The sequence below is a fragment of the Bradyrhizobium sp. SZCCHNR2028 genome (assembly GCF_032380995.1).
In the GTDB taxonomy this organism is placed as follows: domain Bacteria; phylum Pseudomonadota; class Alphaproteobacteria; order Rhizobiales; family Xanthobacteraceae; genus Bradyrhizobium.
This window is the reverse complement of record NZ_JAUHJF010000001.1, coordinates 313,771-329,972: the sequence shown is the minus strand read 5'-3', so window position 1 is coordinate 329,972 and position 16,202 is coordinate 313,771. Positions and strand designations below refer to the sequence as shown.

Annotated in this window: 9 protein-coding genes, 1 tRNA gene and 1 pseudogene; 3 read left to right on the top strand and 8 right to left on the bottom strand. The window is 66.6% G+C overall.

The features are described from left to right. Positions 1 to 102: 102 nt before the first annotated feature. Together metC and QX121_RS01500 are read left to right on the top strand one after the other, a co-directional pair. On the top strand, positions 103 to 1,296 hold the full coding sequence (gene metC, locus QX121_RS01505) for a cystathionine beta-lyase (protein WP_315810984.1): 1,194 nt from the start codon (positions 103 to 105) through the stop codon (positions 1,294 to 1,296). A gap of 120 nt (positions 1,297 to 1,416) precedes the next feature. Continuing rightward, positions 1,417 to 3,111, top strand: coding sequence for a Na/Pi cotransporter family protein (locus tag QX121_RS01500; protein ID WP_315810983.1), 1,695 nt, complete (start codon positions 1,417 to 1,419; stop codon positions 3,109 to 3,111). 145 nt (positions 3,112 to 3,256) lie between these two features. Here QX121_RS01500 and QX121_RS01495 read toward each other — a convergent pair whose 3' ends face one another. The 6 genes from QX121_RS01495 to QX121_RS01470 form a co-directional block, all read right to left on the bottom strand. Further along, a complete protein-coding gene (locus tag QX121_RS01495) occupies positions 3,257 to 3,595 on the bottom strand; it encodes a lipid-A-disaccharide synthase N-terminal domain-containing protein (RefSeq protein ID WP_172109779.1) in 339 nt (112 codons plus the stop codon). Beyond that, positions 3,595 to 4,332, bottom strand: coding sequence for a glycosyltransferase family 2 protein (locus QX121_RS01490; protein WP_315780016.1), 738 nt, complete (start codon positions 4,330 to 4,332; stop codon positions 3,595 to 3,597). Before QX121_RS01490 ends, QX121_RS01495 begins: the two co-directional genes overlap by 1 nt. 97 nt (positions 4,333 to 4,429) lie before the next feature. Then, a complete protein-coding gene (locus QX121_RS01485) occupies positions 4,430 to 5,221 on the bottom strand; it encodes a phosphatase PAP2 family protein (protein WP_315810982.1) in 792 nt (263 codons plus the stop codon). Continuing rightward, complete coding sequence (locus tag QX121_RS01480; RefSeq protein ID WP_315797459.1) at positions 5,222 to 6,964, bottom strand: glycosyltransferase family 39 protein; 1,743 nt, start codon at positions 6,962 to 6,964, stop codon at positions 5,222 to 5,224. 51 nt (positions 6,965 to 7,015) lie between these two features. Then, on the bottom strand, positions 7,016 to 9,223 hold the full coding sequence (gene pbpC, locus QX121_RS01475; protein ID WP_315810981.1) for a penicillin-binding protein 1C: 2,208 nt from the start codon (positions 9,221 to 9,223) through the stop codon (positions 7,016 to 7,018). Continuing rightward, on the bottom strand, positions 9,220 to 14,439 hold the full coding sequence (locus QX121_RS01470) for an alpha-2-macroglobulin (protein ID WP_315810980.1): 5,220 nt from the start codon (positions 14,437 to 14,439) through the stop codon (positions 9,220 to 9,222). Before QX121_RS01470 ends, pbpC begins: the two co-directional genes overlap by 4 nt. A 485-nt stretch (positions 14,440 to 14,924) precedes the next feature. Here QX121_RS01470 and QX121_RS01465 point away from each other — a divergent pair. Next, positions 14,925 to 15,001 (top strand) — tRNA-Arg (locus tag QX121_RS01465). Between the two features lie 105 nt (positions 15,002 to 15,106). On the opposite strand, the gene QX121_RS01460 is transcribed toward QX121_RS01465, so the two are convergent. Both QX121_RS01460 and QX121_RS01455 read right to left on the bottom strand, forming a co-directional pair. After that, positions 15,107 to 15,346, bottom strand: coding sequence for a hypothetical protein (locus QX121_RS01460; RefSeq protein ID WP_315810979.1), 240 nt, complete (start codon positions 15,344 to 15,346; stop codon positions 15,107 to 15,109). A 34-nt stretch (positions 15,347 to 15,380) separates the two neighbouring features. Further along, positions 15,381 to 16,121, bottom strand: a pseudogene (locus tag QX121_RS01455) (IS3 family transposase); the annotation flags it as partial. Positions 16,122 to 16,202 lie beyond the last annotated feature (81 nt).

Below are 16,202 nucleotides of genomic sequence, written 5' to 3'. Positions count from 1 at the left end.
GGTCAAGGGGTTGACGGGCCTGTTCTGCATTCTGTTATTAACGACCGCAGTGCTGCCCGATTTCGAGCTATCCCGGCAGGTTAAGAGAGAAAAGACACGCGAATGGCATCATCGAATGACCCCGCTGCGGCGGTGCGACAAAACGTCGAAACACGGCTGATCACGGCGGGGCGGGATACGAAGGCGCAGCACGGATTCGTGAATCCCCCCGTCGTTCATGGTTCGACGGTTCTGTATCCAACCGCCGAGGACCTGCACGCACACCGCGGCGAATTCCAGTATGGCCGCCACGGCACGCCGACGACGAAGGCCCTGCAGCAGGTCCTGATGACGCTGGAGGGACCGCAATGCGCCGGCGTCGGCATCGCACCATCCGGCCTTGGGGCAATCTCGACCACGCTGCTGTCGGTGCTCAAGGCCGGCGACCACGTGCTGGTGTGCGACAGCATCTATCGTCCGACCCGCAATTTCTGCAACGGCATGCTGGCACGCTACGGCGTCGAGACGACCTATTTCGACCCATTGATCGGCCCAGGAATTGAGCAACTGCTCAAACCAAATACACGCGCGGTGGTTGTCGAGGCGCCCGGCTCGCAGTCGTTCGAAATGCCGGACATCCCCGCCATTGCCGCGGTCGCACATGCGCACGGCGCACTGGTCATCGACGACAACACCTGGGCGACGCCGCTCTACCACCGCTCCCTCGACCAGGGCGTCGACATCAGTATGCAGGCGGCCACCAAATATATCGGCGGCCACTCCGACATCATGTTCGGCACGATTTCGGCCAATGCGAAGGCGTGGCCGCTGATCGCCGAGGGCATTCGCCTGCTCGGCGTCTGCGCCGGCCCGGACGACGTGTTCCTCGCCCTGCGCGGGGTGCGGACGCTGGGCGTGCGCCTGGCGCAGCATCATCGCTCGGGGCTGGAAATGGCCCGCTGGCTCGCCGCGCGTCCCGAGGTGATCGAGGTGCTGCATCCCGCGCTGGAGAGCCATCCGGGGCATGCGATCTGGAAGCGGGACTTCACCGGCGCCTCCGGCCTGTTCAGCATCGTGCTGCAACCAAAGCCACAAGCCGCGGTTGATGCGATGCTCGACACGCTGACGCTGTTCGGAATGGGCTATTCCTGGGGCGGCTTCGAGAGCCTTGCGATTCCGTTCGACTGCGCGAGCTACCGCACGGCCACCACCTGGGCGCCGGGGGGGCCCTCGCTGCGTCTGCATATCGGCCTGGAGAACGTGGAGGATCTCAAGGAGGATCTCGACCGGGGCTTTGCGGCGTTCAACGCGGCTTAAGCACGCTTGCAGCCAGCGGAGCGCCGCGCGATCGGGCAGCCGGGGCCGACAAATTGGCGTTGATGTCCCGCCGATTGGGGGTAGCCTGCGCGGCAAGGAAAGCTCGAACGAACGGAAATCATGGTTCTGCTCGATCTGATGGGCGGCGTGGCGTTGCTGCTGTGGGGCCTTCACATGGTCCACAGCGGCATTCTCCGCGCCTTCGGCCCGGACCTCCGGCTGCTGCTGTCGCGGGCGCTGCGCAACCGCTTCAGCGCCCTCGCTGCCGGCCTCGGTCTGACCGCTCTGCTCCAGAGCAGCACGGCGACCGCGCTGATCACGACCTCCTTCGCAGCGGAAGGCCTGGTCGGCCTGATCCCGGCGCTCGCGATCATGCTCGGCGCCAATATCGGCACCACGCTGATCGTCCAGGTGCTCTCGTTCAACGTGGCGGCAGTCGCCCCCATCCTGTTCGTGCTCGGCCTGGTGGCGTTCCGCAGTGGGCCGCGATCGCGCATCAAGGATCTCGGCCGAGTAGCAATCGGCCTCGGCCTGATGCTGCTGTCGCTGCATATTCTGATCGATACGTTGGCACCCGCCGAAGAAGCGCCGGCGATGCGCGTGTTCATGCAGGCGATCACGGCCGATGTCACGCTGTGCATCATCTTCGGTGCGCTCGTCACCTGGATCGTGCACTCCAGCGTCGCCAGCGTGCTGCTGGTGATGTCGCTGGCCTATGCGCATTTCGTTACGGCCGATGCGGCGCTGGCGCTCGTGCTCGGGGCCAATCTCGGCAGCGCCGTCAACCCGGTGTTCGAGGGCGCGCACCGCGACAATCCTGCGAGCTATCGCCTGCCCGTCGGCAATCTCCTCAACCGCATCATCGGCGTCGCGCTGATCACACCCTTCCTGCATCCGCTCGCCAATTTGCTGCAATCGTGGCAACCGGATCTGTCGAAGCTGACAGCGCAGTTCCACATGGCGTTCAATCTCGGCACGGCCGTGGTCTTCATCGGCCTGCTGGGCGGCATGGAGAAGTTGCTCACGCGACTGTTTCCGGACCGCCCGGCCGAGGTCGATCCGGCGAAGCCGCGCTATCTCGACGAGACCGCGCTGGAAACCCCGTCGCTTGCGCTTGCGGACGCGGCGCGCGAGGCGCTGCGCATGGGCGATCTGGTCGAGACCATGTTGCGCAACGTCATGACCGCGATGATGACCAACGACCGTGGCCTCGTGGATCAGGTGTCACGCGCCGACAACGTCGTCGACCGGCTCGACGAGGCCATCAAGCTCTACATCACCAAGCTGACGCGCGGCAGCCTGGACGAGCGCGAGGGCAAGCGCGCGATGGAGATCATCTCCTTCGCGATCAACCTCGAGCATATCGGCGACATCATCGACAAGAACCTGAGCGAGCTCGCGACCAAGAAGATCAAACGCAGGTTCCAGTTCTCCGCTGAGGGCGCCGACGAGCTGCAGGCCTTTCATCGCCAGATCATGGAGGCGCTCCGCATCGCGTTCGGCATCTTCATGTCCGGCGATGCGCAGCAAGCCCACCAACTGCTCGATCAGAAAGCCGAGCTCCGCAACGCCGAACTCGGCGCGACCGAGCGGCACCTCGAACGTCTGCGCGAGGGCCGCTCGGAGACGCTGGAAACCACCTCGCTGCATCTCGACGTGCTGCGCGATCTCAGGCGTATCCACTCGCACATCTGCTCGGTCGCCTATCCCGTGCTCGACGCGGCCGGCGAGGTCGCGACCCGCCGCAGCGAAGCAGTCGAGAGCGCAGAGACCGCCGCCCTGCCCGCATCGTCGGCCCAGCCATTGCCGCGTTGAGTCTTGCGCGTCCTATCAGTGAAACTACTCTTCCGGTTTCACGACCACCGTCATTCCTGGGCAAGCGTCAATGTGCAGCCGCGACGCGGCTGCGCGTGGCGATTGAACCCGGAATGTCGGCGGTGGTGAGACCCCTACGGCTCGATCAGTTGCTCAGCGTCTGCGATTCCCGCTGGCGGTTCTTGAAGATCAACATCACGTTGCGGACGTAGATGATGTTCGACAGCAGCTGGCCGAAGATGATGACCGGCTCGCGCTTCACGAGACCATAAATCAGCGTCATCAGCCCTCCCCCGATCGAGAAGAACCAGAATGCGAGCGGCACGACGCTCTTGCCCGCGCGCTCGCTGGCGATCCACTGCACCAGGAAGCGCGCAGCGAAGGCCAGTTGTGCGGCGAGGCCGAACACCAGCCAGAAATCGAACTTGGCGATGAAGATGTCGTAGAGATAGTTGCTGAACGCCTGCCCGAATTGAATCAGCATTACTTCACCTCGATCGCAACCGGCGTCGGCTTCTTGCGGCGGATCAGCCACCACACGCCGGCGAGATCCATGATCCCGATCCAGAGCCGGTCGAAGAACCCGTAGTTCGAGACACCGGAGTGCCGAGGCCGGTCGATCACGTCGACATAGGCGATGTCATAGCCCTCGCGCCGCACCAGCGCCGGCAGGAAGCGGTGCAGACCATCGAAATACGGCATCATCAGGAACACGTCGCGGCGAACCGCCTTGAGGCCGCAGCCGGTGTCACGCGTTCCATCGTGCAGCACCGCATTGCGGATCTTGTTGGCGAGCCGTGACTGCAGTTTCTTGAAGCCAGTATCCTTGCGGCCGACCCGCTGCCCGGCGACGAGGCCGACATGCGCACCGCCCTTTTCGAGCGCGGCGATGAGCTCGGGCAGAAAAGCAGGGTTGTTCTGCCCGTCCCCGTCGAGCGTCGCGACGACAGCGCCGTGAGCGGCGCGGATGCCGCTCCTGACAGCCGCCGATTGGCCGGAAGACGTCTCATGCCGCAGGACGCGCAGGTTCGGCCGCCGTGCCATTTCCTCGGCGAGCCGCTGCGCGGTCTCGTCGGTCGAGCCGTCATTGACGTAGATGATCTCGTACGGCCACAGACCATCGAGCGCGGTCGCGATCTCGCTGATCAGGGGCGTGATGTTGCCGGCCTCGTTGCGCACGGGAACGACGATGGAGACGGCAACGGGGGATTCGGTCGACAAGAGTTTGAGACTCGTAAGGGCGTGATCGGGCCGGTTCCTGCCCCGGGGCGCTCCGGCGGAGGCTTCTTATGGGGCTTGGGGCCCGCTATCAACCCCTTTAGCGCGGTACGATTTGGCCGTCCTTGCCGAGACGAAAGCCGAGCCGACGAGCTGCGAACCAGTAGCGGACGAGCATGGCGCAGGCCAATCCCACCACGGCGCCGGCGACCACGTCGCTCGGATGATGCGCCAGCAGCACCAGCCGACTCAAGGCGATCACGACGGCATAGATGAACATGGGAACGCGCAACCGCGGCCAGATGGCGGACATTGCAAAGGCCAGCGCGAAGGCCGTCACCGCATGTGCGGACGGCATGCTGAAATAGGCCGGCGTGCCGTTGAACGGGTCGAAATTGAAGGCATTCGCCTTGCCGCCGACGAAGGGGCGGCCGCGGCCGATGATGTATTTCAGCACTTGGGCAGCAAGTACCGCGCTCAGCACCGCGAAGAAGGCGTATTGAACGTGGGTCGCGAAATTGAGCAAACGGCTGCGGCTGGCTTCCGGCCACAGCGGCGCAATCAGGATCGTCGCGACGACGCCCACGGCCAACAGTCCCAGCACGTATTCATCCTGACCGAACTCGGTGATGATCCGCACCGGCCAAAGGCTCGGTGTTCCCCGCGCCGGCATCAGCCCGATCTCGTAAGCATCGAACGCGAACATCAGCACCAGGACCACACTCAGGCCGATGGCGCCGAGCAGGAGAAGCTCGCGCCCCAGGCGTTGCTGGCTCGCGGCCTCCGGCGCCGTTTGCGGCTGGCGGACCAGCCGGCCGAGCGAGAATTTGCCGACCAGCGCGAGCTGGGCGAAATAGCCTGACGATCGCGCGGGGCTGTCGGGCGCCGACATCTATTCGGTGCCCTCCGAGCGATAGATCGCGATCGAGACCGGACGGCCCTGCGAGATGTTGTAGCCGTCGATGCGCTTGGCGACGTTGTAGCGCAGCCCGATCGCTTCGGCCCGTTGCACGAAGGCGCGCTCGGTGCGCTGCTCGACCAAAGCAAAGCGGCAGGTGCCCTGGCTGAGGAAGTCGGCGGCGCCGGAGCCGTCCGTGAGCTGCGTCGACGACCCTGTCATGAAGACGAGGCTCGGCTCGTGGAAGCCTGCCGCCGCCGCCTTCGGCCCGACGCAGACCACGTTGCGGAGAGCGCGCGCAATCTCCGCGCTGGGAAACAGCGGCGTCAGCGCCGGCAGCACGGCGCCGTACACCACGAACGCCAGGAACATCGCCGCCACGCCGGCATTCAAGAGCGAGCGCTCGGCACGGCCGTCGTCATAGAGCCACCAGGCGAACAGGCCGAAGATCAGCGACGCCGCGACGAACGGCCAGGCCAGGAACACCGGCTGGTGCGTGACGATGATGGCGCCAATCACGGCCACCACCGAGGTGATGGCGGGAATCGCAAACCACCAGGCGGCGCCGCGCCGCAGCCAATTGCGCGCCAGCACCCGCCGCTCCAGCGCGCCCACCGTGAGGATCGCGATCGCCGGATACAGCGGCAGCACATAATGCGGCAGCTTGGTCAGCACCGCCTCGAACACGATCCAGGACGGAAGCAGCCAGGCCAGCAAGAACTGCGCCCCCGGCTCGCGCCGCGCGCGCCACACCGCAGGCGCCGCCATTGCGGCCAGCGGCGCGCCGGGCCAGAAGGTGATGAACAACAGCAGCAGATAGAGGCCCGGCGGCGCGCCATGCGACTCCTGGGCGCCGATCTTGCTCAGCATGTCGCCGCCGACGGAGTCGGCGAAGAAGGTGTCGCCGGCGCGCAGGAAGATCAGCACGAACCAGGGCAGCACCAGCACCAGCATCCACATCAGTCCCCACAGAGGGCGCAGACGCGATAGCCAGCCGGCGCCGCGATCCATGATCGCCAGGGCCACGATCGTCAGTCCCGCGAACATCAGGATCAGCGGGCCCTTGATCAGGATGCCGCCGGCGAGCGCCGTCCAGAAGATCGCAGGCGGTCCCCAGGGCGGATGCACCGGATCCTCGCCGCGCTGCCACGACAGATAGACGCGCGCCAGCGCACCCATGGCAGCCACCACGGTGAACAGCAGCATCGCGTCGGTCTTGGCGAGCCGGGCTTCCACGCCGAGCAGCACCGAGCAGCACATCAGCAAGGCGGCGAACACGGCGCCGCGCCGTGTCACGAAGGAGAGCGCGGTCCAATAGGTCAGCAGCACCGCGCCGATCGCGCCGATCAGCGAGGGAATGCGGTAGACCCAGATGCGCAGTTGCGCACGCGGCAGACCGATCGCCGACGCCGTCTCGACCGCGGCCGATTGCAACCAGTAGATGCCGACCGGCTTCTTGTAGCGCACGTCGTCCTGGAAGCGGATGTCGACGTAATCGCCGCTCTCGACCATCTGCTTGGTCGCCTGGGCGAAGCGCGCCTCGTCGCGATCGATCGGCGGGATCGTGAAGAAGCCCGGCAGGAACAACAGCAGCCCGCAGACGAGCAGGAACGCCGCCGCCCTGGTGTGGTTCACGGTGACGGCATCGATCATCCGCACCAGCCGATTGCCTGGATTGACCAGGTTCTTCGGCTCGCGTGGCTCTCCAAAACGGGGGCGGGCATAGGTCTCGACCATGGGGTTCCGAATACGCTGAAACCGCCATGTCGACAACCGCTTAGCGAACCCTCACTGGATTCTGACCACAACTGTGTCCGCAGCGCCCGTGGCGTCGATCACGGTGAGGCGGGCAAAGCCCGGCCCGGGCGGATCGATCAGGCGCTGGCGGCGGCTATCGATCTCGCCGACGGCCAGTCCATTGACCAGCATGGTCAGCGGCAGCACGCCGCCCGACACTTTCACCGGCATCACCGATGCCTCGCGTCCCGCGGATCGGTCGACATCGATGCGCGAGCCGTTCGGCGGGAACTGGATGTGCGGCGCCTGTTCGGCGCCGGTCCGCACCAATTCGCCGATCGGCCGGAACCGGCGCAGCGGCAGCGGCAACTTTGAATTGCTGGCGACCAGCGCCCCCTTGGGCGGCTTCGGCAATGTTGCTGGCAGCTTGCCACTGCGGGCAAAAGCGTCGAACAGGATCGGCGCCGCGGCGACGCGACCGATCAGGCCGGGCACCGGCGCGCCATCAGGCCGGCCGACCCAGACGCCGATCGTGACGCGGCCGTCGAAGCCGACCGACCAAGCGTCGCGATAGCCGTAGCTGGTACCGGTCTTGAAGGCGATCCGGTTGCGGGCTGCGTTTTCCGGCGGCGGCGTCCCCAGCAGCACGTTGCCGACCTGCCAGGCGGCCGCCGAATCCATCAGCCGCATCGGCTCGCGCGCGCCGTCAGTCCCCTCAGCCGTCATGATCTCGCGCAGCGGCCTGGTGGTGCCGAGGCGCGGAAAGCCTGCATAGAGCTGGGCGAGGTCCTGCAGGGTCACGCCGACGCCGCCGAGCCCCATCGCAAGGCCGGGCGCCTCGTCCTTCGGCAGCACCAGATTGCCGCCGGCCTGCTTCAGCCGCGATGACAGCCGGCTCGCCCCGACGCGATCGAGCAGCACGATCGCCGGCACGTTCAGCGACAGCTGCAGCGCCTTGCGCACCGGCACCGTGCCCTGGAACGTCATGTCGAAATTCTCCGGCGCGTAGGAGCCGAAGCGCACCGGGCGATCCTCGATCAGGCTCTCCGGGTGCACGAAGCCGTCCTCGAAGGCGAGTCCATAGATGAACGGCTTCAGGGTCGAGCCCGGCGAGCGCACCGCGCGGGTCATGTCGACCTGCCCTGCCCGCTTCTCGTCGAAGTAGTCGGCCGATCCGACATGGGCGAGCACGTCGCCGCTGTCATTGTCGACCACGATGATGCCGACCGAGACGTTCGGTCCCAATGCGATGGCGCGATCGCGCGCCAGCGGCTCCAGCACTTTCTGCAGCGACGCATCGAGCGTCAGGCGGATGATCGGCTGATCCTTGACGGCCGCCGAGGCCTGGTCGGCGGCATGCGGCGCCAGGATCGGCATCGGCTTGCGGAAGGCCGGAACGGCTTGCGCCTTTGCCTGCGCCGCGTCCTCGGCGGAGATCACGTTCTCCGACACCACGCGGTCGAGCACGCGGTCGCGGCCGCGTCGAGCGGCCTCGGGATGCCGGTCGAGCCGCCGCGTCTCCGGTGACTGCGGCAGCGCCACCAAGAGGGCCGCTTCCGCCAGTGACAGCCGCTTCGGCTCCTTGCCGAAATATGCAATCGAGGCGGCGCGAATGCCTTCAAGATTGCCGCCATAGGGCGCCAGCGTCAGGTAGAGATCGAGGATCTCGTCCTTGCTCAGCTCTCGCTCGAGCTCGAGCGCGCGCACGATCTGCCGGAGCTTGGCATGCAGCGAGCGCTGCCGCCGCGGCTCGAGCAGCCGCGCCAGCTGCATCGTGATGGTCGAGCCGCCGGAGACGATGTGGCCGTGCGAGCCGAGCTGGATGGCCGCCCGCACCAGCGCGCGCGGATCGACGCCGTGATGGTCGAAGAAGCGCTGGTCCTCATAGGCCAGCAGCAGCTTCAGATAGGTCGGATCGACGTCTTTTTTGGCGCTGACCGGCAGCCGCCACCGCCCGTCCGCCATCGCATAGGCACGCAGCAACTTGCCGTGGCGATCGACCACGGTGGTCGAGACCGCCCTCGCCTCGCCCAGCGGCAGCGGGCCGAGGGAGATGGTCCAGGCGGCGACGGAGACCGACGCGACCAATGCGAGCGCAATGGCGAACAGCCGTTTGACGCCCCGCCCTCTCCTGCCGTCATGGCCGGGCTTGTCCCGGCCATCCACGTCGTTCGGAGCGCGCGGAGCGACCGGGCATGGCGGAGTGTGGAGGTCCGTCTTGCCACCCAGCTCACGATCGCTCGTCCCACCCTCGCTCATTTGGCCGCGCGGACCTCCACCGAGCCCGTGCCCGTCCGACCATAGCGCGAGGGATTGTACATGTCCTCAACATAGGCCTGCGGCAGCACGTATTTGCCGGGCGACACCGCGCGCACGACGTAGGCGACCGTGAACACCGACTTGGAATCCGCGGCGCGGTCGAGCGCGGCGGTGAAGCGGTCGTCGCGGAACTCGGTGTTGACCGGTTCCTGGCCGTCCTCGATCCAGTCCAAGGTGCCGCTGTCACCCGACGACACCAGGTGCGGATTGTCGATCTCAAGCCCCGCCGGCAGATAGTCCGACACCATGATGTGGCCGTACTCCGGCTTGGCCTCGGTGACCTTCAGCACGACAGCGAAACGGTCGTTCTGCTTCGCGGTTCTGATATCGGCCGGCTTGCCGTCGAGCGTGTAGTAGCCGCGCTCGATCTTGAAACCGTTCGACGCGGCCGGCTCCGGCGTCAGCGGCGAGCCGGAGACCGAGACCACTGCCTGCACCGGCGCATCACCGGTGTTGGTGATCTTCAGCGGCTGACCTGAGAGTTCCGCCGCCTTGTAGCTGCGGTACATCGCCTGCTTTACGGCCTGGCCGTTGACGTCGAGCGTCAGCGTCTCCCTGGCCATCGCGCGCGCCGCCAGCACCATCCACGCATTCTCCTGCGTCGAGGTGTACGGCGTCAGCCCGCGCGCGGCTTCGACACGGGCGACGGCCTGCGTCAACGTCGCCCGCGGCGCATTGCCCTCGCCCGCCAACGACACCAACGCCGCTGCATCGCGCAGGTCGGAGCCGTAATCGGTGCGGCCGAACACCAAGACCGGCTTCGGCGCGAGGCTGTCGGCCGCGGCGGCATAGACCCGCTCCGCACGGGCGCGGTCGCCGACCAGCGCCAACGCCGCGGCAAGCTGCGCCTTGGCGATCGGGGTGGCGAGATTGCCGAGCTTGGTGTCGGCGAGATAGCGCAGGTCGCCGATCGGCGCCGCGCCATTGCGCGCCAGCACGTAGAGGCCATAGGCAAGATCGCGGCCCCCGCTCTTCTCCGGCTCCTCGGCATTGACGACCGAGTTCCTGACGCGGTCGAGCGCGCTCTTGAACAGCACGTCCGGCACGGCAAAGCCCTTCTCGCGGGCGCGGGTCAGGAAGTCCGTCACATAGGCATCGAGCCAGGGATCATCGCCGCCCGACGACCACAGCCCGAACGAGCCATTGGATCCCTGCCGCGCCAGCAGCCGGTCGATCGAGTCGCGGATGCGCTGGTCGACCTCGGTGTCCATCGCCAGATGCGCGCCGGCCGCGAGCTCGTTGACATAGAGCAGCGGCATCGCGCGGCTCGTGATCTGCTCCGAGCAGCCATAGGGGTAGCGGTCGAGCGCCTTCAGGATGGTCGCCGCATCGAGCGCGGTCGACAACCCCGCCGACAGCGACACCGTGCCGGTGCCCGCCACGAGATCGGAGAACATGTCGGACGTCAGCGTCAGGCTCTCGCCCTTGGCGAGCGTGCGGATCGAGCGCCGCGCCAGCACCTGGGTCGCCGGCTTGACGTCGAGCTGATAGTGCCGCGCCAGCGAAAGCCCGTTCGGTCCCTTGATCTCGACGTCGAGCTGCGCCGTGCCGGTGCCGCTGGCCTCCAGCGGCAGGGTCGACGACGCCCGCTGCTTGGCCGCGAGCTTCATCGTGACGTTGGCATTGCCGGACACCTTGACCGGACCGCCCGCCTTCACGCTGACGACATAGTCGCCGGGCCCGCCTTCGACATTGTCGACATCGAACGACAGCGTGCCGCGATCGCCTGACAGGAGGAAGCGCGGCAGGGTCGCGGTCAGCACCACGGGATCGCGCACGGTGACGTCGACATTGGCGCGGCCAACTTTGGTGGCGCTCCACGCCACCGCCATCACCCGCGCTGTGCCGGCGAACTCCGGAATGTCGAAGCTGACCTCGGCAGTTCCGTCAGGCCCGACGGTGACGATGCCCGAATACAGCGCCAGCGGCTTCTGCGTCGGTGGCGAGCCCTGCAGCTCGGCGCCGCCAGAGTCACCGCCAGAGCGGATCTGGCCGCGCGAGCCCTGCATGCCATCGATCAACTGGCCATAGAGATCGCGGATCTCGGCCGAGAGCTGGCGCTGGCCGAGATAATACTCGTCCGGCGCCGGCGGCTTGTAGTTGGTGAGGTTGAGAATGCCGACATCGACTGCGGCGATCACGACCTTGGCGTCCTCGCCGGGATTGAGCCCGCCGATCTTGACCGGGATCTTCAAGGCCGAGCCCGGACGGACCAGGGCCGGCGGCGTCAGCGCGACGTTGAGCGTGCGCGCGGACTTGTCGATCCCGAACCAGGCGACGCCGAGCGCGCGGCCCGGCATGCGCTGCGCGGCCGTATCGAGCGGACGGCGCAGCGTCGTCACGACATAGGCGCCAGTGCCCCAGTCCTTGCCGACTGCAAGCTTGACCTGGTTGGTGCCCTCCTTGACCTCGGTGGTCTGCGTCGTCAGCAGCCGGTCGCCGAGCACATTGACCGTCAGCTTGCCGGCGGTGCGCGCATTGATCGTCACGACCATGCTGTCGCCCGACTGGTATTGCGGCTTGTCGAGCGAGGTCTCCAAGAGATCCGGCGTATCGGCGCTGCCGTCGGTGTACCAGCCGACGTCGAACTGCAGCGACGTCACCGGACCGTCGGCATCCGCCGACTTGACGTCGAGGCGATAGCGCCCGGCCTCCGGCAGGAAGCTCAGCCGCGCCGGCTTGTTGGCGGCGATCGTGACGTCGCCATCGCCGACCCGGCGCGTCGACTTCACCGGCTCGTACTCCCAATAGGAGTTCTGCCGGTACCACTGATAGCGCGACTCGATCTTGAGCAGCTCATAACGCAGCCCATTGCGCGCCAGCGTCTTGCCCTCGGGCGAGACGAACACGACGTCGAACTCGGCCTTCTCGCCCTCGCCGACGCTCTTGCCGGAAAACGACGGCTTGATGCCGATCTGCGCGGCCTTGGGCGCCACGGGGAGCACCAGCTTGCGCTCGACGGCGCGGCCGCCGGTCTCAGCCATCCGCACATAGATCTGCGCCTCCTGCGGCCGGCTGGAGGACGGCGGCTTGGACAGGCTCACGGGGAACGTCGCCGCGCCCTTCTCATCCGTTTCCGGCATGCCTTCGATCGGGGTGCGCTCGTTGGAGGCGCTCTCCTCGTCGGCGACGCCGAACTGATAGCCCGGGAAGCCCGGCCGCTCGGAGGCGGTCGTCACCAGCAGGTCGCCCTCGAGCTGCAGGCCGGAGGCCGGCGCGCCGTAGAGGAAATGGCCGTCGACCTTCACCTCCACAGGAGTCTCAGCCTTGATCTGCTTGTCCTTGGACGACAAGTCGAATTCCAGCCGCTCGGGGACGTAGTCCTCGACCATGAAGGTGGTCTCGCCGACGGACGCCCCCTTGGGATCGGTGAAGGCGCGCACGCGGTAGGTGCCGGTCGGCACCGCCGAATTCAGCGCCACGCTGAACGACCGCCCGCCGGCACCCTGGTCAGGCAGCACGGCGCGGCGGAACTCGACTCCATCCGGGCGCTCGACGACCAGCGTCAGCGGCGTGCCGGTCATGGCGTTGCCCTTGCCGTCGCGCAGCAGCGCCGTGAGGTAGACGGTCTCGCTGGACCGGTAGACGCCGCGCTCGGAATACACGAAGGCGTCCGGCCCGGCCGGCGCCTCGCGGCCGGACACGCCACGGTCGGAGAGATCGAAGGCGGTCGTCTTCAGGCTGAGGAAGGCGTAGTCGGCTTTCTCGCCGACCACCGTCAGCATCGCCGGCGACAGACCGCCCTCGCCCCGCGCCAGCCCCGTCTCGAAAAGCGCGTGCCCGGCCTCATCGGTCCTGCGGGTCGCCAGGATCTCGTTGTTGCGCGCCACCAGCCTCACCTCGGCGCGCGCCACCGGATCGGTGGACGCTAGCGAATTGACGAACACATGGATTCCGTCATTGCCGGAAAACGAGGCGACGCCGAGATCGGACACGATGAACCATTGCGTGGCGAGCTGGCCGCCGCTGTCCTCGTCATTGCCACTGGTCGGGCCCTTCGGCGCGGCCGTCATCACATAGACGCCGGGCTGCATGTCGCTGAGCGCCTGATCCACCGGAAAGGCGGTGGTGACGTCCTGGTTCAGGGTCATCGCGGTCGAGAGCTCGCCGCTCCACACCTTCATGCCGCGCTCATTGCCGAGATCGGTGAGCTGGTAGCTCGACAGCGGCCGCTGGAAGTCGCTGTCGATGACGGTGTTGATCAGGTTGCGGTCGCCGATCCGGAAGACGTTGATGTTGACGGCGGGCGTGTTGACGCTGACCAGCGGAATGCCCTTCTGGCCGGTGCGCGGCAGCACATAGGCCTTGCCGGTGAAGCGCACGAACGGCTTGCGGTCGCGGACATAGATGTTGAACTCGGCCGATTTCGGCAGGCTTTCCTTCACGCCTGACGGCAGCCCGGCGCGCAGGTTGATGTTGTAGCGCTCGCCATGCTTGAGGCCTTCGACGCAGAGCTGCTTGTCCTCCGAGGTCAGCGCCGGCTTGTCGGTACCTGCCTGTGCCACGAACGGCGAGAAGTCGGTGCGCTTGGCAAGATCCTCGGAGAACTGGAAGCAGGCGCGCGGGCTCGCCGAGTCCGAGTCAACGGTATAGTCGAGCAGCTTGAAGCCGTGCTCGTCGCGCATCCGCTCATACTGTCCTCGGACGTCGGCGATCTCGCGCAGCTCGAGCGACATCCTGAGCGTATCGAGCGCCGGCCGCCACAGCTTGCGCTCGGCCATGGTCTTGCCGAGCACGGCGAGCGCGTCCGCCTCCTCGCCGGCATTGCCGGCGCGCTGGTAGGCGATGTAGGCCGCCGTCGAGGCGCGCTCCAGCAGGAAGGTCTGCTCCGACGAGTTGATCGGCTTGATCTGGTTGAGCACGGTGCGTGCCAGCCGCAGCCAATTACCGGAATCATCCGGGGCCACTGTGGCGATCTGTCCGAGGATCTGCAGACCCGTGCGGAGGTCGTTGCGGCGCAGCGCCGCATCGGCGTCGGTGCGCAAGGTCGCCAGCGGCTTGTTGACCGCCCCCGCCTCGCTCTTGATCTGCGCCTCCAGCTTGACGGCGGCGTCAGCCAGATCGTCGCGCTTGAACGCCTTGTCGGCGGCGTGGGCGGCCACGAGGCCGAGCGCCATGGTGGCGCAGAGGACGGCGGCGCGAACCAGACCGATCATGGGACAGCTCCTTGGACGGCTCTTTGAAAGTTCTCTGGAAAGATTTCCGGACAGGTCCTGGCGGTGCACGGATCGACGCCCGTGTTTGGCCGATTGGTGGCGAGAATGGACGCGATATGGTGACGGACTGATGGCAAGAGTTGTAGGGGCCAAGATAGCGACCCGTGGCCTTGGCTGCCATCGGCAGGCGGCCGCGGCCGGGAAAATCTGTTCATCAACGGCAATTCACGGGACATGTTCACAGGACATGGCATACCGGCAAAGACCGCAGCAGCCGTTTGACCAGCGCCGCTGACGCGCGAACGGCCCTTGATGACCCTCCTCCGCCTCCGCTTGGTCGCCGCCGGCCCGTATCCGGTTCGGACGGTCTTGGCGAAACGGAAGATTTTTCATATGACCCATGCTATGGGATGGCCGTACCGGCGGGGCTTCGCCTCGGGGAGTCATCCCGCGACGTCCGCCCGTGCCGTTCACGTCGCGACGACGGTCCCATAGCTCAACTGGATAGAGTAGCGGATTTCTACTCCGCGGGTTGCAGGTTCGAGTCCTGCTGGGATCGCCAACGGCTTTTTCCTCCGCTGATTTCATTGAAGAAAACAACGCTCAGTGACCCACATTTTGGAACGCCTGTTCTGGTGGGTCACATTCGCCTCTTGAGCGGTCGAAATCACACCAGCGACAACAGATCCGGCGCGGTAGCAAAGCGGTCCGGCGACGGGCCGGTGACGAGGATCTCGGCGACGTCGGACCATTGGCCGGAGATGGTGTAGCGGGTCGTCCCGGCCTCGATCGCATAGTTCGCGAAGACCTCGCGCGTCTCCGGCACGTCGTTGACCGACAGCATGAACTTGCCAGCGATGCTGCCGAGCCGCTGCGCCAGGCACGCGAAATCGTCTCGCGAGAACACGCCGGCGCCGTAGTCGTGACCTTGCCCCCAAGTTTTATCCAGATCTGAGTTCGTTCGGGCGGTTGGATGTGCCCATCCGGGCGGTGGTAGCGGCGGGAGCTGGCGCGGAGCTCTCGGCATAGCGCAGCGCCAGATCCCGACGCGGATTGCAGGTGGCCGCGAACTCGGATGGCGTCTTCCATCCGAGCTGGGAGTGCGGTCGAGCGTCGTTATAGTCGGCCTGCCAGCATCGGAGCGCAACGCGGGCCTGGGCGAGCGAGGTGAACAGCGTCTCGTTCAGCAGTTCGTCCCGCAGGCGGCCGTTGAAGCTCTCGATGAAGGCGTTCTGCATGGGTTGCCCCGGTGCGATGTAGTGCCAGGCGATGCGGCTCTGATCGGCCCATGTCAGGATGGCATTGCTGGTGAGCTCGCTGCCGTTGTCGCTCACCACCATCTTGGGCTTGCCGCGCTCGGCTACAAGCCGGTCCAGCTCTCGAGCGACCCGGGCGCCCGAGAGTGAGGCGTCGGCCACCAGCGCCAGGCACTCGCGGGTGCAGTCGTCGACCACGGTCAGGACGCGGAATCGCCGGCCGTCGGTCATCTGATCCGACACGAAGTCGAGCGACCAGCGATCATTCGGGAGCAGCGGCACCGTCATCAGTGCTCGTGTGCCGAGGGCCCGCTTGCGGCCACCTCTGCGGCGCACCGTGAGCCGTTCCTCCCGGTACAGCCGGAACAGCTTCTTGTGATTGACCAGATAGCCCTCCCGCTTGAGCAGGACGTGCAGGCGACGATAGAGGCGAGGACATCGAGCGAGAAGTCGTCGTCGCGCGTCGCATACCCAAGGCACTGCCGCCGCGGGCGCTATGGGTGGAAA

What these genes read in the sequence shown, in the direction of transcription:
- metC (WP_315810984.1), top strand. Translation starts at nt 103, where the DNA reads ATGGCATCATCGAATGACCCCGCTGCGGCGGTGCGACAAAACGTCGAA.
- QX121_RS01500 (WP_315810983.1), top strand. Translation starts at nt 1,417, where the DNA reads ATGGTTCTGCTCGATCTGATGGGCGGCGTGGCGTTGCTGCTGTGGGGC.
- QX121_RS01495 (WP_172109779.1), bottom strand. Translation starts at nt 3,595, where the DNA reads ATGCTGATTCAATTCGGGCAGGCGTTCAGCAACTATCTCTACGACATC.
- QX121_RS01485 (WP_315810982.1), bottom strand. Translation starts at nt 5,221, where the DNA reads ATGTCGGCGCCCGACAGCCCCGCGCGATCGTCAGGCTATTTCGCCCAG.
- QX121_RS01480 (WP_315797459.1), bottom strand. Translation starts at nt 6,964, where the DNA reads ATGGTCGAGACCTATGCCCGCCCCCGTTTTGGAGAGCCACGCGAGCCG.
- pbpC (WP_315810981.1), bottom strand. Translation starts at nt 9,223, where the DNA reads ATGAGCGAGGGTGGGACGAGCGATCGTGAGCTGGGTGGCAAGACGGAC.
- QX121_RS01470 (WP_315810980.1), bottom strand. Translation starts at nt 14,439, where the DNA reads ATGATCGGTCTGGTTCGCGCCGCCGTCCTCTGCGCCACCATGGCGCTC.